The sequence below is a fragment of the Stutzerimonas chloritidismutans genome, from assembly GCF_038562055.1.
GTDB classification, from domain to species: Bacteria; Pseudomonadota; Gammaproteobacteria; order Pseudomonadales; family Pseudomonadaceae; genus Stutzerimonas; species Stutzerimonas chloritidismutans_A.
On record NZ_JBCFXD010000001.1, the window covers coordinates 112,720 to 133,618 of the forward strand.

Below are 20,899 nucleotides of genomic sequence, written 5' to 3' on the forward strand. Positions count from 1 at the left end.
CCAGAGAAGTGAAGCACGCTGCTATGCAGGGCAAAAGTGAGGTTTCGGCCAAAGTCTGCGCGATGCAGTGGCCAGAACTGACCGCCTCCGGAAAGCGGACGCTTAGTTTCGCGCTTTCAGCTCACTTCAACGGGCAGGAGCACCTGAAAACGACTGCCGCGACCCGGCTCGGATTGGCAGGAGACCGTGCCGCCCTGCAATTCAACCAGCTGCTTGCACAATGACAGGCCGATACCCAGCCCGCCGTACTGGCGGGTCATGCTGCCATCGAGTTGGCGAAAATACTGGAACAGCGAGTCATCAACAGGCGCGTCGAACCCAACGCCTGTATCGATCACCGTCACATCAAGCATGTAACCGGGCGTGGTCTCATAGCCCTTGACTGCAAGCGTCACCCCTCCCCGCAGGGTGAATTTGATGGCGTTGTCGAGCAGGTAACCGAGACTCTGTTCTAGCTTGCCGGCGTCGCCAATCAGCATTTCCGGTAGCTGGCCATCCAGCTCGAGATCGAAGCTCAACCCGCGCATAGCGGCACGCGCGCCATATTCGGCATAAAGCTCATCGGCCAGCATCCGTACGCTGAACGGCTCGTTGCGCACCCGCAATTTTCCCGCCTGCAGTTCGGTCAAGGCGAGAATGTCATTGACCAGCTGCATCATGTCGCGCGCCGATCCGGTGGCGATGCGCTGGTACTGTTCGAGCTCGCCGCTCAGCTCCAGGGTGCGCATCAGGTCGAGACTGCCAATCACACCGTGCATAGGGGTGCGCAGCTCATGGGTGACGTTGGCGAGGAACTGATCCTTGAGGCGGTTGCTCTCGGCCAGTTCGCGGTTCATGGCTTCGAGTTTGCGCCCAGTCTCTTCCAGCACCTGAGCCCGCTCTTCTTTCATCATATTGATCCGATCGGCCAGGGCCAGCGACAGCAGCGCCACCTCGAGCGCTGAACCGATTTGGCCAGCGTACATGGTAATGAACATGTGCGGCAGGTAGCCCAGCACCATCAGCGTGTTGATCTGTCCGCCGATGAGGAATGCCGACCAGGCGATGAGGAAATAGCGCGCCACCCGCATCCCCCGATGCCAGGCCACGATGGCGGCGACAAAAATCACCAGAATGAACCAGAGCGCAAGGAAGGTCGCCATGCGCAGCGCTAAGGCGTAGCTGGAGGTCAGCGATAAAACCATCGTCACCGCGCCCAACGCCATCAGCAGCATCAAGGTGCGGTCGATCCAGGGGCTGTGCTCGGCGGTATGCAGAAAGCTGCGCGCGAACTGGCAGCCAAACAGTCCAGCCGCGCCGATCAGGAATGGCGTCGAGGCATTGGCCCACCACGGCCAGTTCGGCCAAAGGTACTGCACCCCCAGGCCGTTAACCGAGACTTGGTACAGGCCGAACGAGGCGATGTAGAGGATGTAATAGAGGTAACTGCGATCACGCACGCTCAGGTAGATGAACAGGTTGTAGAACAGCATCACCAACAGCACACCGTAGATGATGGCGAGCACATAGACGTGCCCGGACTGCTCTTCCAGGTAAGCGACCGGCGCCCAGAGCGTCAGCGGGGCTTGAATTGAACCCTGACTCTCGAGCCGCAGGTAGATCCGCTGTGGTTGCCCAGGGGACAGTTGCAGTTCGAAAAGATGGTTGCGCTGCTTGATCTGACGCTCGTGAAAAGGCAGCGCGTCGCCGCTCTGCTGGGCAAGGCGATAGCCACCGCTGTCATCTGGCAGATAAAGATCGAGATGGTCGAGCGGCGGATACGCGAGCTCCAACCACCAGCGGTTGCGCGCGGCTGTCGGCTCGGCACGGTAGTCCAGATCGACGCGCAACCAGAACGCCGAGCGTGAATAGCCAGCATTGAGGACATCCTCACGGTTATCGACGAAGCGACCAGCCTCATCAAGTGCCGCCACCTCCTCAATCGTAGCGTCACCGCTTGGATCCTCTAGCACTGCCATGATATGGCCTAAGGGAAGACGTTGAGTGTCGCTGCTGAACTCGACGGCACCCGCGATGGCTGGAAGCAAGGCAAGCAGAAAGATGAGGATATGGTGCATGAAGAAGACAATCCGTCGAGCTGCGCCAGAAGAACCCCCGTTCTCCCGAATACACACAGCCGAAGCTAAGTGCTGGCACTTTAACATGGTTCTGACGCCACAGAATCGACGACATCCGGGCAGCGGACGAACGTATAGATCGACAGTGGTAAACCGTGCTGGCGCAAGCTGCCTAGCAGGATTGGTGATAAGCTCGCACGCCATGAAATCCGGCTGCGCCTAGCCCCGGCCGAATCCACCACACCATGACTCGGGGAATCCATCGATGTCCGGCCACTGCTCCCGCCCTGTCGTTCTCTGCCTATCCGGCCACGACCCGAGCGGCGGTGCCGGGCTACAGGCGGACATCGAAGCGCTGATCGCCCAAGGCTGCCACGCCGCCCCGGCAGTAACCGCACTCACCGTCCAGGATACCGTCAACGTCACCGACTTTCGTGTGCTTGATCGGGAATGGGTCCTGGCTCAGGCCCATGCCGTGATCGCCGATCTTCCTGTGGCCGCCGTCAAGCTGGGCATGCTCGGGTCGGTGGAAATGGTCGAAACTGTACTGCAAATCATGCAGAAGCTGCCGGGCGTCCCGCTGGTCTGTGATCCGGTGCTACGCGCCGGAGGCGGCGGCGCTCTGGGCAAGGACGAAGTCGGCTATGCCATGCGTGAACGGCTGTTCCCGGTGTCCACCATTGCCACACCGAACCTGCCCGAAGCCCGGATTCTTGCCGAACTCCCGAATGGCAACGCCGATGAGTGCGCGGAAAAGTTGCTGCCCTTCATTCGTCACCTGCTGATCACCGGTGGCCATGGCGACGAGACAGAGGTTCACAACCGTCTCTATGGCCGCGACGGTAGCCGCTACGATTTCAGCTGCCAGCGCCTGCCGGGAAACTATCACGGGTCTGGCTGCACCCTGGCCAGTGCGCTATCCGGAAGGCTGGCCCTCGGCGAGGACCTGGCCAGCGCCGTGAAGTCCGCCCTCGATTACACCTGGCGCACCCTGCGTGACGCCGAAGCGCCAGGCCGTGGTCAATACATTCCACGGCGACTGCCGCTGGACCTGGCCTGAGGAGGCCATCCGATGAAGGACACCACGAAACTGCGCGGCCTGTACGCCATCACCGACAGCAAGCTTCTCGGCGAAGGACGTCTTCTACCCTACGCCGAAGCCGCAGTGAAAGGCGGCGCTCGCCTACTGCAATACCGCGACAAATCCCATGACGATGCTCGCCGCCTGCGCGAAGCCGAAGCGCTGCGAGAAATCTGCGATCGCCACGGAGCCGAGCTGATCATCAATGATGACGCCGAGCTTGCTGCACGGTTGGGCGTAGGGCTGCACCTCGGCCAGGAAGACGGCTCGCTCTCGGTAGCCCGGGCCCTGCTCGGACGTAAAGCCATCATTGGCGGAACCTGTCACGCCCGTCTGGATCTGGCTGAACAGGCGATCCGTGAGGGGGCCAGCTACATCGCTTTCGGCCGGTTCTTCGACTCCAATACCAAACCAGGCGCGCCCGCCGCAACGCCTTATCTGCTGACAGAGGCGCGTCAGCGCTTCAACGTGCCGATCGCTGCGATCGGCGGCGTGACGCTGGACAATGCGCCGGGGCTGATTGCCCAGGGGGCCAGTCTGATCGCGGTCGTCCACGCCCTGTTCGCTGCCGATATGGCCAGCGAAGTCGAGCGCCGCGCGCAGGCTTTCAGCGAGCTATTCGCCACTAAGTGAATACCGCACGGCTCCCATCGCCGTGCTTCGCAACAAATTTCCTGTATTGAGAGAGGCCCCATGTCCCGTTCCGAAACCCTCTTCGCAAGCGCCCAAAACCGCATTCCGGGTGGCGTGAATTCGCCGGTACGCGCCTTTCGCAGCGTGGGCGGCACACCGCTGTTCTTCAAGCATGCTGAAGGCGCCTACGTGACCGATGAAGACGATAAGCGCTACGTCGATTACGTCGGTTCCTGGGGTCCGATGATCCTGGGCCACGGTCACCCTGAGGTACTCGATGCCGTCCGCAATCAGCTGCAACACGGGCTGTCCTACGGCGCACCGACGGCGATGGAAACCGAAATGGCGGAGCTGGTCTGCAGCCTGGTGCCGTCCATGCAAATGATGCGCATGGTCAGCTCGGGCACCGAGGCGACCATGAGCGCGATCCGCCTGGCCCGTGGCTATACCGGACGCGACAGCATCATCAAGTTTGAAGGCTGCTACCACGGCCATTCCGACAGCCTGCTGGTCAAGGCAGGTTCCGGCGCCCTGACCCAGGGTGTTCCCAGCTCTGCGGGCGTACCAGCCGCATTCGCCAAGCACACCCTGACGCTGCCGTTCAATGACCTGGCGGCCGTCGAACAAATGCTGGCCGAACGGGGCAGCGACGTGGCGTGCATCATCGTCGAGCCGGTCGCTGGCAACATGAATTGCGTACCGCCAGCGCCCGGTTATCTGGAGGGGCTGCGCCAAGAGTGCGACAAGCACGGCGTAGTGCTTATCTTCGATGAAGTGATGACTGGCTTCCGCGTCGCCCTCGGTGGCGCTCAGGCTCACTATGGCGTCACCCCGGACCTGACCACCTTCGGCAAGATCATCGGCGGCGGCATGCCGGTCGGCTGCTTCGGCGGTAAGCGCGCCATCATGGAACGCATTGCTCCGCTCGGCCCTGTCTACCAAGCCGGCACGCTTTCGGGTAATCCGCTGGCGATGGCTGCAGGCTTGACGACGCTGAAGCTGATCAACCGACCTGGCTTTCATGAAGAACTCACCGCTTATACCTCGCGCATGCTGCAGGGCCTGAAGGAGCGGGCTGAAGCTGCCGGCATCCCGTTCGTGACGACCCAGGTTGGCGGGATGTTTGGCCTGTACTTCAGCGAAGCAGGCAACATCGTCACATTCGACGACGTAATGGCCAGCGACGTCGAACGCTTCAAGCGCTTCTTCCACCTGATGCTCGAGGGTGGCGTCTACTTGGCGCCAAGCGCCTTCGAAGCCGGCTTCACCTCCATCGCCCATGGCGACAAGGAACTGCAGATCACCTTCGATGCGGCCGAACGCGCCTTCGCTCAGCTGAAATGAACCTGATGCCTGATCTGCTACAAGCCGTGCTCTTGCTGCTGACGGGGCTGGCGAGCGCCATCTGGATCGGCAGCGCACGGCGAGGCTACGGCGAGCCAGATCAACCGGCGCTGTTCTCCGCGTTGCTGGCGTTCAGTCTGGCTGCCGCAACGGGCGCATGCGCGACGGCACGTTTGGCGCTCGGTGCCGATACGCTGGAGGCCGAGCGCTGGCTGCTGCAGGCAACGCTGCTGCTCGGCGTGCCGCTCGTCGGCGTAGTCGCGCTCACGCTGTCGCGCAGATGGATCTGGAGCCGCCCCACATGGGGTCGGGTGGTGATCGGATTGTGTGCGTTTTTCGAACTAGCCAGACAGCTGGGCTGGAGCGCGCCATATGCACTTTCGCTGGGTCTGCTAAGTGCTCTGCTGGTCGTTTATGCGGGATTGCTGCAGTGGCCAGCGCGCCTGCAGGCCGCAGCAGGGTTGGCTGGAGGTGCTTTGCTCATGGCACTGCTGCCCTGGGGTGGGCTGCTGGTCAGTTCGTATTCGCTGCATGCCTACCAGCAGCTGTGGTTGGCGCTGGCCATTCCGATCATCGCCTGGCTATTGCTTCATCTGCCCGGCAAATTGCGCGAAGAAAGCCCTGCCCCAACATAAAAAAGCCGAGTGCCTGCCGTTAAAGCCTTTGTAAGCAGGGCACTGGTTATCCATAATGTGACAGTCGGCTCGTTTCACGCCGGACTTTTCAGTCACCGCCCTGATCTTCGAGGCGCCTTGATTCATGACTTGCACCGGCCGCAGCCTCGCTCTTGGCTGCCTGCTGCTACTCACACCCCTGCTGGGCATGGCGGGCGGCAACTCGCTGCTGATCCCCGCCACGTCCCGCTGCGCGCTGAACACCGTACCGGAAGCGATGAACGAAGCGCTGCGTGCTTGCGAGCACGCAGCCAGCCAGGGCGACCTGCAGGCAGCCTATGAGCTCGGTGACTATTACTACAACGGTCGGCGCGCGCCACGTGATCTGGCCAAAGCACTTCACTGGTTCGAGCAGGCGTCGCTGAAGGGCCACGCGCTGGCCCAGCACCGACTCGGCGTAATGTTCTTTCGCGGCGAAGGTGTGCCAGCCAACAACGTCCAGGCTTACGTGGTGTTGAAGATGTCGGCGGTCAATGGCGAAGAAGAGGCGCTGGATACCGCTGACCGCGTCTCGGCGCAGATGGGCCGCGAAGAGCACGAAATCGCGACCCAGGTCCTTGGGCAGATATTTCGTGACTATCTGATGGAGTTGCAGACGGCAGGCGAGTAACACGTAGCGAGCAATACCCCTTGCGACCTGCCGCCTCGCGCCGCCGTATCTGCTGCTTTCGCTTGAGCTCGTCGCCTGCCGTAGTGCTTTCACTTTTATCGCCCACGCCCTCGCCGTATAATCGCCGGTCATTTTTTGCACAACGCCGGCCCGAGACATGACCCGCAAGCTCTATATCGAAACCCACGGCTGCCAGATGAACGAGTACGACAGCTCGCGCATGGTGGACCTGCTGGGTGAGCAGCAGCCCTTGGAGATCACCGCAAACCCGGCGGAAGCCGACGTGATCCTGCTCAACACCTGCTCGATTCGCGAAAAGGCACAGGAGAAAGTGTTCTCCCAGCTGGGTCGCTGGCGGGAGCTCAAGCTTGAAAATCCGCAGCTGGTGATTGGTGTCGGTGGCTGCGTCGCCAGCCAGGAAGGCGCGGCAATCCGTGACCGCGCCCCATACGTCGACGTGGTGTTCGGCCCGCAGACCCTGCACCGATTACCGGAAATGATCGATGCCGCGCGCACGACGAAGAAACCGCAGGTCGACATTTCATTTCCCGAAATCGAAAAATTTGACCGCTTGCCAGAGCCCCGCGTCGACGGCCCGACCGCGTTTGTTTCGGTCATGGAAGGCTGCAGCAAGTACTGCACCTTCTGTGTCGTGCCATACACTCGCGGCGAGGAAGTCAGCCGACCGTTCGACGATGTGCTCGCCGAAGTCATCCATTTGGCTGAAAACGGTGTCCGGGAAGTCACCCTGCTCGGGCAGAACGTCAACGGTTACCGCGGCGCCACCCATGACGGCCGCACCGCCGACTTGGCCGAACTGATTCGCGTGGTCGCGGCAGTTGATGGCATCGACCGTATCCGCTACACCACCAGTCATCCTCTGGAGTTCTCCGATGCGCTGATTCAGGCACACGCCGAAGTGCCAGAACTGGTGAAGTATCTGCACCTGCCGGTTCAATCGGGTTCGGATCGCGTGCTGGCTGGAATGAAGCGCAACCACACAGCGTTGGAATACAAGTCCCGGATCCGCAAGCTCAAGGCCGCTGTGCCGGATATTCTGATCAGTTCTGACTTCATCGTCGGCTTCCCAGGGGAAACCGAGAAGGACTTCGAACAGACCATGAAGCTGATTGAAGACGTTGGCTTCGACTTCTCCTATTCCTTCGTCTACAGCTCGCGGCCCGGCACGCCGGCGGCGGATCTGGTCGACGAGACTCCGGAGGATGTGAAGAAACAGCGTCTGGCGATCCTGCAGCAACGGATCAACCAGCAGGGTTTCGAGAACAGCCGAAAGATGGCCGGCACGCAGCAGCGCATTCTCGTCACCGACTACTCCAAGAAAGACCCGGGCATGCTACAGGGCCGTACCGAGCATAATCGGATCGTCAATTTCCGTTGCGACAATCCACGGTTGATTGGCCAGTTTGTCGATGTGCTCATCGATGACGCGCTGCCGCACTCATTGCGTGGCACGCTGCTAGAGCCGGTAGATCGCTCGGCATAGCATCACCGCGGCTGATAGCGGATCGCTTCAGCTGCGTTTTTGCCACGGGTCGTCACGACCGGTGCGCGCTGCTTTTTTTCTCGCGCGGCGCTATTCTCACCCAACCTATTTGCAAAGCAGGTCACTTAAAAGCCCTTGAACGCCCCCATAGAACCTCATCGTTTCACCCTCGAACCCTTTGACGCCAATCGTTTCGCCAATCTCTGCGGCCAGTTCGACGAGCATCTGCGCCTCATTGAGCAGCGTCTCGATCTAGAAATCCGCAACCGCGGCAATCAGTTCGAGCTGGTCGGCCCAGCCGATGTGGCCCAGGCGGCAGAGCACCTCCTGCGACGCCTGTACCGCGAGACCAAGAGCATTGAACTCTCGCCGGACACGGTTCACCTGTTCCTGCAAGAGTCGGCAATGGAAGAGCTGAACAACTCATCCACGACGCCGAACATTTCGTTGCGCACCCGCAAGGGCAATATCCGCCCACGCGGCGTCAATCAGCAACGTTACGTGCAGTCGATCCTCGACAACGACATCAACTTCGGCATCGGCCCAGCCGGTACGGGCAAGACTTATCTGGCGGTGGCCTGCGCTGTCGACGCGCTGGAGCGCGAGCAGATTCGTCGCATCCTGCTGGTACGCCCGGCAGTCGAAGCAGGTGAAAAGCTGGGCTTCCTCCCAGGCGATCTGGCTCAGAAGATCGACCCTTACTTGCGCCCCTTGTACGACGCGCTGTACGAGATGCTCGGCTTTGAGCAGGTCGCCAGGCTCATCGAGAAACAGGTTATCGAAATTGCGCCTCTGGCCTACATGCGCGGACGCACGCTGAACAACAGCTTCATCATCCTCGACGAAAGCCAGAACACCACGCTCGAACAAATGAAAATGTTTCTGACCCGAATCGGCTTCGGTTCCACAGCGGTGATCACCGGCGATATCACCCAGGTCGACCTGCCTCGCGGCACCAAGAGCGGCCTGGCCCACGTGATCGAAGTGCTGAAGGACGTCAACGGCATCAGCTTCACGCACTTCAAACCGAAGGACGTCGTGCGTCACCCATTGGTGCAGCGCATCGTCGAGGCGTACGAGGCCTTCGAGGGCAATCAGGCTCAGGCCGGCAAGCGCATGTCGCAGGATAGCCAAGGTGATTGAGCTCGACCTGCAGATTGCAACTGACGGCGCCGTTCCGGAGGAAGCCGACCTTCACCGCTGGTGCGAGCTGGCGCTACGCCAACGCAAGGGCGACTCCGAGCTGACCATCCGCCTGGTTGATGAAGCCGAAGGGCGCGAACTCAATCGCACCTGGCGGCAGAAGGATTACGCCACCAACGTACTGTCCTTCCCGGCTGATGTGCCTGACGGACCGGACGGCATTCCGCTTTTGGATATCCCGCTGCTTGGCGATCTGGTGATTTGCGTACCAGTGGTCGAGCGCGAGGCCTCCGAGCAGGGCAAACCGCCGCAGGCGCACTGGGCGCATCTGGTGATACATGGCTGTCTGCATCTGCTGGGCTACGATCACATCGACGACGAAGAGGCAGAGGAGATGGAAAGCCTCGAGCGTCAATTGCTGGCCGAATTGGGTCATGCTGACCCCTATGCCGACGAATAGCCCGCGACGGGCAACTGCAAGGACCATTGAGTCAAAGACATGAGCGAAGACCGATCGAGCAACAGGCAAAAGTCCTGGTTTGGGAAAATCAGCCAGGCTTTTGCCCATGAGCCGAAAAACCGTGAGGAGCTGCTGGAAGTATTGCGCGGCGCCCACCAGAACAAACTGCTCGACAACGAAGCCCTGGCGATTGTCGAGGGCGCCATTCAGGTCGCCGACCTGCAAGTGCGAGACATCATGGTGCCGCGCTCGCAGGTGATGAGCATCCGGGCCGACCAGTCGCCAAAGGAGTTTCTCCCAGCGATCATTTCCGCAGCGCACTCGCGCTATCCGGTGGTCGGTGACAGCCTTGACGAAGTGATTGGCGTGTTGCTGGCCAAGGACTTGCTGCCGCTGATCCTGCAGGGCGATCAGCAGAGTTTCGACATCAAGGACCTGCTGCGCCCCGCCACTTTCGTGCCCGAGTCCAAACGCCTCAACGTGCTGCTGCGCGAGTTCCGCGCCAACCACAGCCATATGGCGATCGTCATCGACGAATACGGCGGCGTAGCCGGGCTGGTTACCATCGAGGACGTGCTCGAACAGATCGTTGGCGACATCGAAGACGAGCATGACATCGAAGAAGACAGCTACATCCGGCCGCTGCCGAGCGGCGATTTTCTAGTCAAGGCGCTGACGCCCATCGACAGCTTCAACGAGTTCTTCCAGAGCGAGTTCCCCGACGAAGAATTCGACACCGTCGCAGGCTTGGTGATGAGCACCTTTGGTCACCTGCCCAAGCGTAACGAGGTGACAGAGATAAATGGCTTCCGTTTCCGCGTGCTGAATGCCGACAGTCGCCGCGTACACATGCTGCGTCTGACCCGTACCGAAGTGGAAAATCGCTAGCGCTGCTGCGCTGACTTATGAGCTCGTTTTAGCATTCACCCGCCGCAAGCCGTTCGCGCTTGCGGCGGCTATCCAAGGAACATCCATGCGCTGGATTACCCGCCCCGGCTGGCTCGGCAACCTGCTGGCGCTCGCCGCCGGCGCCCTGACCACCCTGTCGCTCGCCCCATTCGATGTCTGGCCGCTGGCCTTGGTGTCGATGGGTGTGATTTATCTTGGCCTGCGCGAGCTGACGCCAAAACAGGCGGCTGGCCGCGGCTGGTGCTACGGCTTCGGCCTGTTCGCCTCGGGCGTCAGCTGGGTTTACGTCAGCATTCACGACTTCGGCTCGGCGCCGCCGGTGCTGGCCGGCGCGTTGACACTGGGCTTCGTGGCCGGTTTGGCGCTGTTCTTCATGCTGCTGGGCTGGGCCTGGGCCCGCTGGTTACGGCAAACGGCGGCGCCACTGCTCAACGCCCTGCTGTTCGCCGCACTTTGGCTCGCCCTGGACGCCCTGCGCGGCTGGGTACTGACAGGCTTCCCCTGGCTTTACGCCGGTTACAGCCAACTGGACGGCCCCTTGGCCGGGCTCGCGCCTGTCGGCGGCGTCTGGCTGCTGACCTTTGCGCTCGCGCTGACTGCCACGCTGCTTGTCGAGCTGCAGCAACTCCTTCGCCACAAGGCATCGCTGAGTGGCGCCCTGATACTGCTGGTCGCCTTCTGGGGCGGCGCACTGGCCTTCGGCAAACACGCCTGGACCTCCGCAAAAGCCGAACCGATTACCGTCGCCGCACTGCAGGGCAATGTTGCGCAAAGCATCAAGTGGGACCCGAAAAAGCTCGAAATGCAGCTGCTGCTCTACCGCGACATGACCTTCCGCAGCAAGCCCGCGGACCTCATCGTCTGGCCAGAAACGGCGGTGCCTATTCTCAAGGAGCACGCTGAAGGCTACCTGACGATGATGAACCGCTTCGCCCAGGACCGGCAGTCAGCCCTGATCACCGGCGTCCCGGTACGCCAGCCCAATGCCAACGGGGATCTGCGCTACTACAACGGCCTGACCACGACAGGCGACGCGCAAGGCACCTACTTGAAGCAGAAGCTGGTGCCGTTCGGTGAATACGTGCCGCTGCAAGATCTGTTGCGTGGCCTCATCGCCTTTTTCGATCTACCCATGTCGGACTTCGCCCGCGGTTCACCCGAGCAACCACTGCTCCAGGCGAAGGGCTTTCAGATCGCCCCGTTCATTTGCTACGAAGTCGTCTATCCCGAGTTTGCCGCCGGCCTCGCGGCGCAGAGCGACATCCTGCTCACGGTCAGCAACGACGCCTGGTTCGGCCACTCCATCGGCCCGCTGCAACATCTGCAGATGGCACAGATGCGAGCCCTTGAAGCCGGTCGCTGGATGATTCGCGCCACTAACAATGGCGTCACGGTGCTGATCGACCCACACGGTCGGATCGTCGAGCAAATCCCGGCTTTTCAGGAAGCGGTGCTATACGGCGAGGTCACGCCCATGCAGGGATTGACGCCTTATCTGCAATGGCGCTCCTGGCCCCTGATCGCCATCTGTGCGCTGCTGCTCGGCTGGGGCCTGGTGCGACGTCGGCGAGGCTGAGACTCACAGCGACCCACCGGCGCGGTACGCGCCTCTACCCAGAGGCGCCGTCATAAAGCAGCGGGTAGATCAGCATGCCGACTGCTTCGTTGAGCAGCATGCCGTTCTGCCAGACGGGCTTCGCCTCGGGCAGCCAGCCGCCAAAGGGTCGTCCGTTGGCAACCCCCAGGAAGCCTACCGGGGCGGCAATCACCTCCAGCCCCACCTCCTCGAAACACCAGCGCGACCGCGGCATGTGCGACGCGGACGTCACCAGCACGATGCGTTTGATTCCCGCCGCCTTGAGCATTTCCGCGCTATAGCGCGCATTCTCCCAGGTGGTTCGGCTGCGCTGCTCGAGCCACTGAGTTGGTGTATCGAAATCGCGCTCCAGCGCCTCGGCCGCCAACTGCGCTTCGCTCGGTGGCTCGCCATAGTGCAGCCCACCGCTCGCCAGGATCGGCAAACCCGACGCCTTCGCCAACCGCGAGGCATAACGCAGTCGCTCTAGGGCAATATGGCTGGGTTGATCGGAACCCCACGCCGGGTCCGCCTGTTCTCGGCCGGCGCCCAGCACGACAATCGCCTGTGCACGCTTCCCGAGGCTGCTCCATTCCGAACGATTCAGCGCCACTTCGCTTTCGATCGCTCGTGCTGCCCACTCAACCGTCACCGGCAGGCTCATCAGCCACAGCCCGCCGAACCCCAGCATGAAACAGAACGCTGCCAGCCGTGGTGAGCGACGCCGCAGCCACCAGGCCGCGAGCAATAACAAAAGCAGCCCACCGGGCGGCAGCAGTAACTGTTTAAAGAAATAGCGTATTGGCATGTGCAGCTCCGGTCATCGGCCGCTGCCACTTTACCTGCCAAGGCGCCCGCTTGTCGGCAGCACGGTCGCCGTCAGTGCTTTGGGTAGGTATGCAACCGTTGCCGAGCACGAAGCAACTGCGAACCGCAAGCCGAGCAAGCGACCGCGCCGGCGCCCTCTGGCCAATGCACGCTGGTGCCACAGAGCGCGCAGACCATCGATTGCCGCAGCGCAGGCGGGCTCTGCTTGCAGTGTTTGCTCGAGTGCTGCCGCAACACATTGCGCAACGCTGGGCGGGTCGCCTGACGATCCAGCTGCGCCTGCTCTTCGGCAGCGGCGTGCCAACCGGACAACCATTGCGAATCCTGCTGCAGGTACGCACGGATCAGATCGAACTCCGCAGGCGTCAACCCACCGACCTCCAATTCGGCCGTAGCGCCAGTTTCATCACCCGTTCTTCGTTCGGCTTCTTCCAAGGCCAGTGTCAGCCGCTGCAGCACGCGTCCGTAGAGATTGCCCTCATCCGCCTGACGTTCTTTACCCATGATTCACCTCGTGTTCGTCCCGCCCCCCTTTACAAGCGTAGTTCAGACTCGAACATCCACCTCACGCGCGACAAACGGGGCGCTCAGCGCTGGCAAATCGGGTTTCCCTCGGTTGCGAAGGGTCATGTATGCTACGGCGCTTCCATGCGTTCGTATCCCGTTGCGCCGCCGCTGTGCCAGGCCTAGAGCCAGCCATGCGACAGCCCGAGCGGCCATGCGAACAGCCAGCCCCCTTTCCAACGCCAGTAGCCATGCACGAACAGTATCAGCCCCGCGAAATCGAAGCCGCCGCGCAGTCCCACTGGGATACGCAGAAATCCTTTGAAGTAAGCGAACAGCCAGGCAAGGACACTTTCTATTGCCTGTCGATGTTCCCCTACCCCAGCGGCAAGCTGCACATGGGGCATGTGCGCAACTACACCATTGGCGATGTGATTGCCCGCTACCAGCGTATGCAGGGCAAGAACGTTCTGCAGCCCATGGGCTGGGACGCGTTCGGCATGCCGGCGGAAAACGCGGCGATGAAGAATAAAGTTGCGCCGGCCAAGTGGACCTATGAAAACATCGACTACATGCGCACCCAGCTAAAAAGCCTGGGACTGGCAGTCGACTGGACACGTGAAGTCACGACTTGCAAGCCGGACTACTACCGCTGGGAGCAGTGGCTGTTCACCCGACTGTATGAAAAAGGTGTGATCTACCGCAAGAACGGCACCGTCAACTGGGATCCGGTTGACCAGACCGTACTGGCCAACGAGCAGGTCATTGACGGTCGCGGCTGGCGCTCTGGCGCGCTGATCGAAAAGCGCGAAATCCCCATGTATTACTTCAAGATCACCGCCTACGCGGATGAGCTCCTGGAGAGCCTGGACGAGCTGGATGGCTGGCCCGAACAGGTCAAGACCATGCAGCGCAACTGGATCGGCAAGTCGCGCGGGATGGAGATCAGCTTTCCTTACGACATCGCCAGCATCGGTAGCGAAGGCGTGATGAAGGTCTTCACCACCCGCCCCGACACGCTGATGGGCGCCACCTATGTCGCGGTGGCTGCCGAGCATCCGCTGGCCACCCTGGCGGCTCAAAACGATCCTGAACTGCTGGCGTTCATTGATGAATGCAAGCGCGGCGGCGTCGCTGAAGCCGACATCGCCACCCAGGAAAAGAAAGGCCTTGCCACAGCATTGAAGGTACAGCACCCACTCACTGGCGAGCTGCTGCCGGTGTGGGTCGCCAACTACGTGCTGATGAACTACGGCGAAGGCGCAGTGATGGCCGTTCCGGCTCATGACGAACGCGACTTTGCCTTTGCGACCAAGTACGACCTGCCGATTAAACCTGTAGTGCGCACCAGCGCAGGAGACGAGACGCCTGCACCTTGGAACGACGCCTACGGAGAGCATGGCGAGCTGATCAATTCCGGCGAATTCAGTGGCCTGGACTTCGACGGTGCGTTCGACGCCATGGAAGCCGCGCTGCAGCGCAAAGGCTTGGGCCAGGCCCGAACTCAGTTCCGCCTGCGCGACTGGGGCATCAGCCGCCAGCGTTACTGGGGCTGCCCGATCCCGATCATTCACTGCCAGAGCTGCGGTGACGTACCGGTACCGGAAGACCAGCTTCCAGTAGTCCTGCCAGAAGACGTCGTGCCCGATGGCGCCGGTTCACCGCTGGCGCGCATGCCAGAGTTCTACGACTGCAGCTGCCCGAAATGCGGTGCCGCAGCCAAACGCGAAACCGACACGATGGACACCTTTGTCGAATCGTCCTGGTACTTTGCTCGCTATGCCTCGCCGCATTATGACCAGGGCATGGTCGATCCTGCCGCAGCCAACCATTGGCTGCCGGTAGACCAGTACATCGGCGGCATAGAGCACGCGATCCTGCACCTGCTCTACGCGCGATTCTTCCACAAGCTGATGCGTGACGAGGGGCTGGTCAGTTCCAACGAGCCGTTCAAGAATCTTCTCACGCAGGGCATGGTCATCGCGGACACCTACTACCGCACCCTGGAAAATGGCGGCAAGGACTGGTTCAACCCGGCCGACGTCATCGTCGAGCGCGACGCCAAGGCCAAGGTCATCGGCGCCAAGCTCGCCAGTGATGGTCTGCCGGTAGAAATCGGCGGCACTGAGAAGATGTCGAAGTCGAAGAACAATGGTGTCGACCCGCAGGCCATGATCGACAGCTACGGCGCCGACACCTGCCGCCTGTTCATGATGTTCGCCTCGCCGCCTGACATGAGCCTGGAGTGGTCCGACTCCGGCGTCGAGGGTGCCAGTCGCTTCCTGCGCCGCGTCTGGCGCCTGGCCCATGCACACGTCAGCGCTGGCGCTGTTGCCCAATGGGACATCTCCAACCTCGGCGATGAGCAAAAGGCCGTACGCCGCGCGATTCACCTGGCGATCAAGCAGGCCAGTCAGGACGTCGGCCAGCACCACAAATTCAACACCGCCATTGCCCAGGTGATGACGCTGATGAACGTGTTGGAAAAGGCAGCCACTGGTACTGAGCAGGACCGCGCGCTCCTTCAAGAAGGTCTCGAAACTGTTGCTCTGCTGCTGGCGCCTATTACGCCGCATATCTGTCATGAGCTCTGGCAGCAGCTGGGTCAGAGTGGCTCGATCATCGATGCACAATGGCCGTCGGTCGACGAGACTGCCCTGGTTCAGGACAGCCTGACGCTGGTGGTGCAAGTCAACGGCAAGCTGCGCGGACAAATCGAAGTGTCCGCGAGCGCCACTCGTGAAGAGGTCGAAGCCACTGCCCGCGCCAACGAGAACGTTGTGCGCTTCACTGAAGGCCTGACGATCCGAAAGGTCATCGTGGTACCGGGCAAGCTGGTCAATATCGTCGCTAACTGATTCGCCTTGGCGCACGCGCCAAGGCTGGCAAGGGGAAACAACATGATCAAACGCAATCTGTTGGTGGTTGGTCTGGCGCTACTGTTGAGCGCCTGCGGCTTCCAGCTGCGGGGAACGGGCGATACCAACTTCGCGCTCGATGAGGTCAATCTGCAAGCCCGCAACAGCTACGGCGAAACCGTGCAGCAGCTTGAAGAGTTGCTCAAGAACAGCGGCGTCAGGGTTTATCCAGGTGCTCGCTACACCCTTGATCTGGTGCGTGAGCAGACCCGTCAACGCACCGCCAGCTATACGACCGCAGCACGCACTGCCGAGTACGAACTGACTCAGATTCTCGACTATGAAATCCGTGGGCCGCAGAACACTGTACTGCTGGAAGACCAGGTCGAAGTGTCCAAGGTGTATGTCCACGACAGCAGCAACCTGATCAGTTCGGACCAGGAAGCCAGCCAGCTGCGCCGGGAAATGCGCCGCGAACTCCTGCAGCAGCTGAGCATGCGCCTACGCAACATCACACCGGCACAGCTCGACCAGCTGCAGCAGACCGCAGAAGCGAAGAAGCGTGCCGAAGCCGAGGCGATCGAGGCACAGATGCGCGAGCAGTCTGCACAACCTTTGCAGTCGCCCATCGAACTGCCGCTGCAATGAAGACCGGGGAGCCTGCTGACGCAGGCTCCCGATCCTTTCGATGAAGTTACCTCCCGCCCAGCTTGCCAAGCACCTGCAAGGCCCCCTAGCGCCGGTCTATGTGGTCAGCGGCGACGAGCACCTGCTCTGCCAGGAAGCCAGCGACGCCATCCGTGCGGCCTGCCGCCAACAGGACTTCAGCGAGCGCCAGGTACTCAACGTCGAGGCCGGTTTCGACTGGGGCCAGCTCATCGAAGCCGGGGCCAGCCTCTCCCTGTTTGCGGAAAGGCGCCTCCTGGAGCTGCGCATTCCCAATGGCAAACCCGGCGACAAAGGCGCCGCAGCCCTGATTGACTACCTTGCCCGCCCTGCAGAAGACACCGTGCTGCTGATCAGTCTGCCCAAGCTCGACGGCAACACCCAAAAGACCAAATGGGCCAAGGCGCTGATTGATGGCAAACAGGTGCAGTTTCTGCAGATCTGGCCGGTGGATACGCAACAGCTGCCACAGTGGATCCGCCAGCGCCTGGCACAGGCCGGTCTTGCCGCAGACCAGGAAGCCGTAGAACTGATCGCAGCCCGCGTCGAAGGCAATCTGTTGGCCGCCGCGCAGGAAATCGAAAAGCTAAAACTGCTCGCCGAGGGCGGCCAGGTAACCACCGAAACCGTGCAGGCTGCCGTGGCCGACAGCGCCCGCTACGACGTCTTTGGGCTGATCGATGCCGCGCTGCTTGGTCAGCCGGAGCACATTCTGCAGATGCTTGCTGGCTTGCGCGCAGAAGGCGTGGAGGCGCCGGTGATCCTCTGGGCCGTCGCGCGCGAAGTCCGCCAGCTGGCCAACATTGCCCATCAGTACGCTCAGGGCGTACCGCTAGACCGTGCGTTCAGCCAGGCTCGACCGCCTGTATGGGATAAGCGCAAACCTCTGGTCAGCAAAGCGCTTCAACGACACGATGCAGCGGGCTGGCAACGCCTGCTGATGAACGCGCAACAGATTGACGAACAGATCAAAGGCCAGGCCGCAGGCGATCCTTGGGTCGGATTGACTGATCTGTGCCTACAGCTGTGTGGACGCCAGATCCGGTTGTAGGACGATTCGAAGCAGTGCTGGCATCGGTCGCCTGATTCTCGCGAGTTGAATCAGCGCTCCAGACTTGTCAGTCTCCAGCAGGTGCTGGACATTTTTTATACAAACCCTATGATGCCCTCGCCTGATCATGAGCAAGCAAGCAAGAGGGTACGTGATGAGCAAGCAACGAAAGCGGCCGAACAAGGCCAAAAGCCTGGCAGCGCAACCCCTGTTCCGCTGTCGCCAGGAACAGCCGAAGAAAGGCAAAGGCAGCTACCGCCGCGAAGCCTCCCAGTCCAACAACTGGGAGGCTTCGGTCCTTCTGGCGGCTTGAAAAGCCAAGCCCGCCAAAGCGTGATAATGTCACCTGCCGATGACCTGCCGAGAGTGGTGCATGCTTTACACCTTCGTCCCCGTCCTGCTGCTGCGAACTCTGGTTGCCGGATCAGCCCTGAGCATAATGGTCGCCTGCGCCGCAGAACCGGCCGCACCGACCGCTCTGGCCGCGACTAGCCAGCCGGTCCAGAGCACTGCCGAATCCAAAGTGGTGCCACCCGACGCCGAGCCCGCTCAACTGAGTTTCGCCGAATGGCGCGACACCTTTCGCAGCGAGGCCCTTCAAGCGGGTGTCTCAGCGCAGGTTTTCGACTGCGCCTTTGCAGGTGTCACGCCTGATCCGAGCATCATCATCGCTGATCGCAGCCAGCCCGAATTCAGTCGCCCGGTCTGGCAATATCTGGACGGGGCGCTCTCAAAGCAGCGCGTCGAGCGCGGGCAGCGCCTTCTAGCTCAGCATCAAGCGACGCTGGACGACATTGAGGCGCGCTACGGTGTGGACCGGAATACGCTGGTGGCCATCTGGGGTCTGGAAAGCAGCTACGGACAGATCATGGGTGACAAGAGCGTCATCCGCTCGCTCGCAACTTTGGCACACGAGGGGAGACGCCCAGGTTTTGCCAAAAGCCAGTTGCTGGCAGCGCTGGAAATCCTCGAGCATGGCGATGTGAGCGCCGATCAGCTACGTGGTTCCTGGGCCGGCGCGATGGGACAAACCCAGTTCGTTCCAACCACCTACAATACTCATGCCGTAGATTTCGATGGCGACGGCAGCCGGAACATCTGGAGCAGCTCTGCCGACGCGCTGGCATCGGCTGCACACTACCTGCAGGCGTCTGGCTGGAATGCCGGGCAACCGTGGGGCTTTGAGGTCAAGCTGCCGGACGGGTTCGACTATGCGCAGGCTGACAACGCCATCCGCAAAACGGTAGCCGTCTGGCGCCAGCTCGGATTGACCGGACTACCGCCCGGCACTGATATGGATGAGGCAACAGCTACGCTGTTGCTCCCCGCGGGCTATCGCGGACCGGCGTTCCTGGTGCTAGATAATTTCCGAGCCATTCTGCGCTACAACAACTCCTCGTCCTATGCGCTGGCGATCGGGTTGCTGTCCGAGCGCTTCAACGGTGCCGGCCGGGTGCGTGCAAGCTGGCCAAAAGGTGAGCAGCCACTGAGCCGCTCCGAGCGTGTCGAACTGCAGGAACGCCTGACGAAGCATGGCTTTGACCCAGGCAGACCGGACGGCATCATTGGCGCCAATACCCGCAGTGCTATCCGTGATTTTCAGCAACTGCTGGGGTGGCCCGCCGATGGCCATCCGACGCAGGAATTGCTGGGACGGCTGCGCGCGGAACCTTAGCGAACATGGCTGAATTATTCGGCCATCGTTTTCCCCTATCTGCCCCAGTCAGCGGCAAATCACATAGCAACCGCACGGCTTGTCTGACGCGACTGAACGGTCAGTGCCTGTGATAAACTGCGCACCGGCCACAAGCCGCCTCGTCCACGGAGCCTCTAGCGGAGCCCAGAAAGCCGATGTCCGACACCTCCCAACCCAAGGCCATTGCCAGCGGCGAAAAATTCCGCACCACCCAGGGCATCACCGCAATCAAGGACGGCCAGAAGCGGCGCGCCTCAAGCGAGCCCCAAGTCTTCGAACCCAAACCCAAATGGCTGCGGGTTAAGGCACCAAGCGGTAGTCGCTTTGAAGCGGTCAAGCGCAATGTCGGCGAACACCGTCTGAGCACCGTATGCCAGGAATCCCACTGCCCGAATATGGGCGAATGCTGGTCTAACGGTACTGCCACCATCATGCTGATGGGCTCGGTGTGCACCCGCGCATGCCGCTTCTGCGCGGTAGACACCGGAAATCCTAACGGCTGGCTGGATCAGGAAGAGCCTCAGAACACCGCTAAGTCGGTAGAGCTGATGGCGCTGCGCTATATCGTGCTGACGTCGGTGGACCGCGACGATCTGGACGACGGCGGCGCCGCACATTACGCCGCCTGCGTCCGCGCGATCAAGGAGCGCACACCTCAGGTGGTCGTGGAGGCCCTGACGCCGGACTTTGACGGCGACCTGCAAGCTATCGAACGCGTCGCAGACTCGGGCCTTGAAGTGTTCGCACAGAATGTCGAGACAGTCGAACGACTGACTCATGAAGTTCGCGACCCGCGTGCCGGCTACGAGAAGACCCTGCGCGTACTGGAGCACGCCAAGGGCCATCGCCCCGAGATGCTGACCAAAACCAGCCTGATGCTGGGCTTGGGCGAAACCGACGAGGAAGTGTTGCAGACCATGGATGACCTGCGAGCCATTGGTGTGGACATCCTTACCCTTGGCCAGTACCTGCAGCCAACTCGAAACCACCTGCCGGTCAAACGCTGGGTCAGTCCGGAAGAATTCAACCGCTTCCGCGATATCGGTCTGGCGAAGGGCTTTATGGAAGTCGCCGCCGGCCCACTGGTGCGCTCCAGCTACCGAGCCGACCGGGTCTTCGAGAAGAACAACCTGGGCCTGGCCGCCCCGGTGCCGGTACCCGGTCAGCCATTCGACAGCACCCTGATACCCACCCTCAATCTGAACTGATCGAACCGGACACTGCCTGCTCCTGGCGACGCGCCTGGGCAGGCGGCGTCCTATCCGCCAAACCCTTGGGCACTGGAAAAGCTGGCAGTCGCCCTAC

The 20,899-nt window shown here is 61.4% G+C and carries 18 protein-coding genes and 1 pseudogene; 16 read left to right on the plus strand and 3 right to left on the minus strand.

Annotated elements, in window-relative coordinates; translation table 11 throughout:
* Window positions 1-134: 134 nt before the first annotated feature.
* Window positions 135-2,057, minus strand: a pseudogene (locus AAGW23_RS00545) (sensor histidine kinase); the annotation flags it as partial.
* A 265-nt stretch (window positions 2,058-2,322) separates the two neighbouring features.
* On the opposite strand from AAGW23_RS00545, the gene AAGW23_RS00550 reads away from it, so the two are divergent.
* From AAGW23_RS00550 to lnt, 10 genes are all read left to right on the plus strand, one after another.
* Window positions 2,323-3,117 (plus strand): hydroxymethylpyrimidine/phosphomethylpyrimidine kinase, encoded by a 795-nt coding sequence (locus tag AAGW23_RS00550; RefSeq protein WP_342404383.1) that lies wholly within the window; start codon window positions 2,323-2,325, stop codon window positions 3,115-3,117.
* 12 nt (window positions 3,118-3,129) lie between these two features.
* Entirely contained in the window at window positions 3,130-3,771 is a 642-nt protein-coding gene (gene thiE / locus AAGW23_RS00555) for a thiamine phosphate synthase (RefSeq protein WP_342404384.1), read from the plus strand.
* A gap of 60 nt (window positions 3,772-3,831) precedes the next feature.
* Window positions 3,832-5,115, plus strand: a complete 1,284-nt coding sequence (hemL, locus tag AAGW23_RS00560) for a glutamate-1-semialdehyde 2,1-aminomutase (RefSeq protein WP_342404385.1) — start codon at window positions 3,832-3,834, stop codon at window positions 5,113-5,115.
* The gene (locus AAGW23_RS00565) at window positions 5,112-5,750 is read left to right on the plus strand and encodes a hypothetical protein (RefSeq protein ID WP_342404386.1); all 639 of its coding nucleotides are present in this window, start codon (window positions 5,112-5,114) and stop codon (window positions 5,748-5,750) included. The genes hemL and AAGW23_RS00565 overlap by 4 nt, the downstream gene beginning before the upstream one ends.
* A gap of 124 nt (window positions 5,751-5,874) precedes the next feature.
* Window positions 5,875-6,399 (plus strand): tetratricopeptide repeat protein, encoded by a 525-nt coding sequence (locus AAGW23_RS00570; protein ID WP_102837459.1) that lies wholly within the window; start codon window positions 5,875-5,877, stop codon window positions 6,397-6,399.
* A gap of 157 nt (window positions 6,400-6,556) precedes the next feature.
* A complete protein-coding gene (gene miaB / locus AAGW23_RS00575; RefSeq protein WP_342404388.1) occupies window positions 6,557-7,903 on the plus strand; it encodes a tRNA (N6-isopentenyl adenosine(37)-C2)-methylthiotransferase MiaB in 1,347 nt (448 codons plus the stop codon).
* A 135-nt stretch (window positions 7,904-8,038) separates the two neighbouring features.
* Window positions 8,039-9,046: a PhoH family protein gene (locus AAGW23_RS00580; protein ID WP_342404389.1), complete on the plus strand. Its 1,008-nt coding sequence runs from the start codon at window positions 8,039-8,041 to the stop codon at window positions 9,044-9,046.
* Complete coding sequence (gene ybeY, locus AAGW23_RS00585; RefSeq protein ID WP_102837462.1) at window positions 9,039-9,506, plus strand: rRNA maturation RNase YbeY; 468 nt, start codon at window positions 9,039-9,041, stop codon at window positions 9,504-9,506. Before AAGW23_RS00580 ends, ybeY begins: the two co-directional genes overlap by 8 nt.
* A 39-nt stretch (window positions 9,507-9,545) precedes the next feature.
* Window positions 9,546-10,394 (plus strand): HlyC/CorC family transporter, encoded by an 849-nt coding sequence (locus AAGW23_RS00590; protein ID WP_342404392.1) that lies wholly within the window; start codon window positions 9,546-9,548, stop codon window positions 10,392-10,394.
* A gap of 85 nt (window positions 10,395-10,479) precedes the next feature.
* Complete coding sequence (gene lnt, locus AAGW23_RS00595; protein ID WP_342404394.1) at window positions 10,480-11,991, plus strand: apolipoprotein N-acyltransferase; 1,512 nt, start codon at window positions 10,480-10,482, stop codon at window positions 11,989-11,991.
* 34 nt (window positions 11,992-12,025) lie between these two features.
* Here the strand turns inward: lnt and AAGW23_RS00600 are convergent, their stop codons facing one another.
* Complete coding sequence (locus AAGW23_RS00600) at window positions 12,026-12,799, minus strand: YdcF family protein (RefSeq protein ID WP_342404395.1); 774 nt, start codon at window positions 12,797-12,799, stop codon at window positions 12,026-12,028.
* A 71-nt stretch (window positions 12,800-12,870) separates the two neighbouring features.
* Complete coding sequence (locus AAGW23_RS00605) at window positions 12,871-13,323, minus strand: hypothetical protein (RefSeq protein ID WP_178114563.1); 453 nt, start codon at window positions 13,321-13,323, stop codon at window positions 12,871-12,873.
* A gap of 251 nt (window positions 13,324-13,574) precedes the next feature.
* Between AAGW23_RS00605 and leuS the strand changes: the two genes are divergently transcribed.
* From leuS to lipA, 6 genes are all read left to right on the plus strand, one after another.
* Window positions 13,575-16,181, plus strand: coding sequence for a leucine--tRNA ligase (leuS, locus tag AAGW23_RS00610; RefSeq protein WP_342404396.1), 2,607 nt, complete (start codon window positions 13,575-13,577; stop codon window positions 16,179-16,181).
* A 42-nt stretch (window positions 16,182-16,223) separates the two neighbouring features.
* Complete coding sequence (gene lptE / locus AAGW23_RS00615; protein ID WP_342404397.1) at window positions 16,224-16,829, plus strand: LPS assembly lipoprotein LptE; 606 nt, start codon at window positions 16,224-16,226, stop codon at window positions 16,827-16,829.
* Between the two features lie 40 nt (window positions 16,830-16,869).
* A complete protein-coding gene (gene holA, locus AAGW23_RS00620; protein WP_342404398.1) occupies window positions 16,870-17,898 on the plus strand; it encodes a DNA polymerase III subunit delta in 1,029 nt (342 codons plus the stop codon).
* 154 nt (window positions 17,899-18,052) lie between these two features.
* Entirely contained in the window at window positions 18,053-18,211 is a 159-nt protein-coding gene (arfA, locus tag AAGW23_RS00625) for an alternative ribosome rescue factor ArfA (RefSeq protein ID WP_342404399.1), read from the plus strand.
* Between the two features lie 60 nt (window positions 18,212-18,271).
* Complete coding sequence (locus tag AAGW23_RS00630; RefSeq protein WP_342404400.1) at window positions 18,272-19,573, plus strand: lytic murein transglycosylase; 1,302 nt, start codon at window positions 18,272-18,274, stop codon at window positions 19,571-19,573.
* A gap of 176 nt (window positions 19,574-19,749) precedes the next feature.
* Complete coding sequence (gene lipA / locus AAGW23_RS00635; protein ID WP_342404401.1) at window positions 19,750-20,802, plus strand: lipoyl synthase; 1,053 nt, start codon at window positions 19,750-19,752, stop codon at window positions 20,800-20,802.
* Window positions 20,803-20,899 lie beyond the last annotated feature (97 nt).

What these genes read in the sequence shown, in the direction of transcription:
- AAGW23_RS00550 (WP_342404383.1), top strand. Translation starts at nt 2,323, where the DNA reads ATGTCCGGCCACTGCTCCCGCCCTGTCGTTCTCTGCCTATCCGGCCAC.
- thiE (WP_342404384.1), top strand. Translation starts at nt 3,130, where the DNA reads ATGAAGGACACCACGAAACTGCGCGGCCTGTACGCCATCACCGACAGC.
- hemL (WP_342404385.1), top strand. Translation starts at nt 3,832, where the DNA reads ATGTCCCGTTCCGAAACCCTCTTCGCAAGCGCCCAAAACCGCATTCCG.
- AAGW23_RS00565 (WP_342404386.1), top strand. Translation starts at nt 5,112, where the DNA reads ATGAACCTGATGCCTGATCTGCTACAAGCCGTGCTCTTGCTGCTGACG.
- AAGW23_RS00570 (WP_102837459.1), top strand. Translation starts at nt 5,875, where the DNA reads ATGACTTGCACCGGCCGCAGCCTCGCTCTTGGCTGCCTGCTGCTACTC.
- miaB (WP_342404388.1), top strand. Translation starts at nt 6,557, where the DNA reads ATGACCCGCAAGCTCTATATCGAAACCCACGGCTGCCAGATGAACGAG.
- AAGW23_RS00590 (WP_342404392.1), top strand. Translation starts at nt 9,546, where the DNA reads ATGAGCGAAGACCGATCGAGCAACAGGCAAAAGTCCTGGTTTGGGAAA.
- lnt (WP_342404394.1), top strand. Translation starts at nt 10,480, where the DNA reads ATGCGCTGGATTACCCGCCCCGGCTGGCTCGGCAACCTGCTGGCGCTC.
- AAGW23_RS00600 (WP_342404395.1), bottom strand. Translation starts at nt 12,799, where the DNA reads ATGCCAATACGCTATTTCTTTAAACAGTTACTGCTGCCGCCCGGTGGG.
- AAGW23_RS00605 (WP_178114563.1), bottom strand. Translation starts at nt 13,323, where the DNA reads ATGGGTAAAGAACGTCAGGCGGATGAGGGCAATCTCTACGGACGCGTG.
- leuS (WP_342404396.1), top strand. Translation starts at nt 13,575, where the DNA reads ATGCACGAACAGTATCAGCCCCGCGAAATCGAAGCCGCCGCGCAGTCC.
- lptE (WP_342404397.1), top strand. Translation starts at nt 16,224, where the DNA reads ATGATCAAACGCAATCTGTTGGTGGTTGGTCTGGCGCTACTGTTGAGC.
- holA (WP_342404398.1), top strand. Translation starts at nt 16,870, where the DNA reads ATGAAGTTACCTCCCGCCCAGCTTGCCAAGCACCTGCAAGGCCCCCTA.
- arfA (WP_342404399.1), top strand. Translation starts at nt 18,053, where the DNA reads ATGAGCAAGCAACGAAAGCGGCCGAACAAGGCCAAAAGCCTGGCAGCG.
- AAGW23_RS00630 (WP_342404400.1), top strand. Translation starts at nt 18,272, where the DNA reads ATGCTTTACACCTTCGTCCCCGTCCTGCTGCTGCGAACTCTGGTTGCC.
- lipA (WP_342404401.1), top strand. Translation starts at nt 19,750, where the DNA reads ATGTCCGACACCTCCCAACCCAAGGCCATTGCCAGCGGCGAAAAATTC.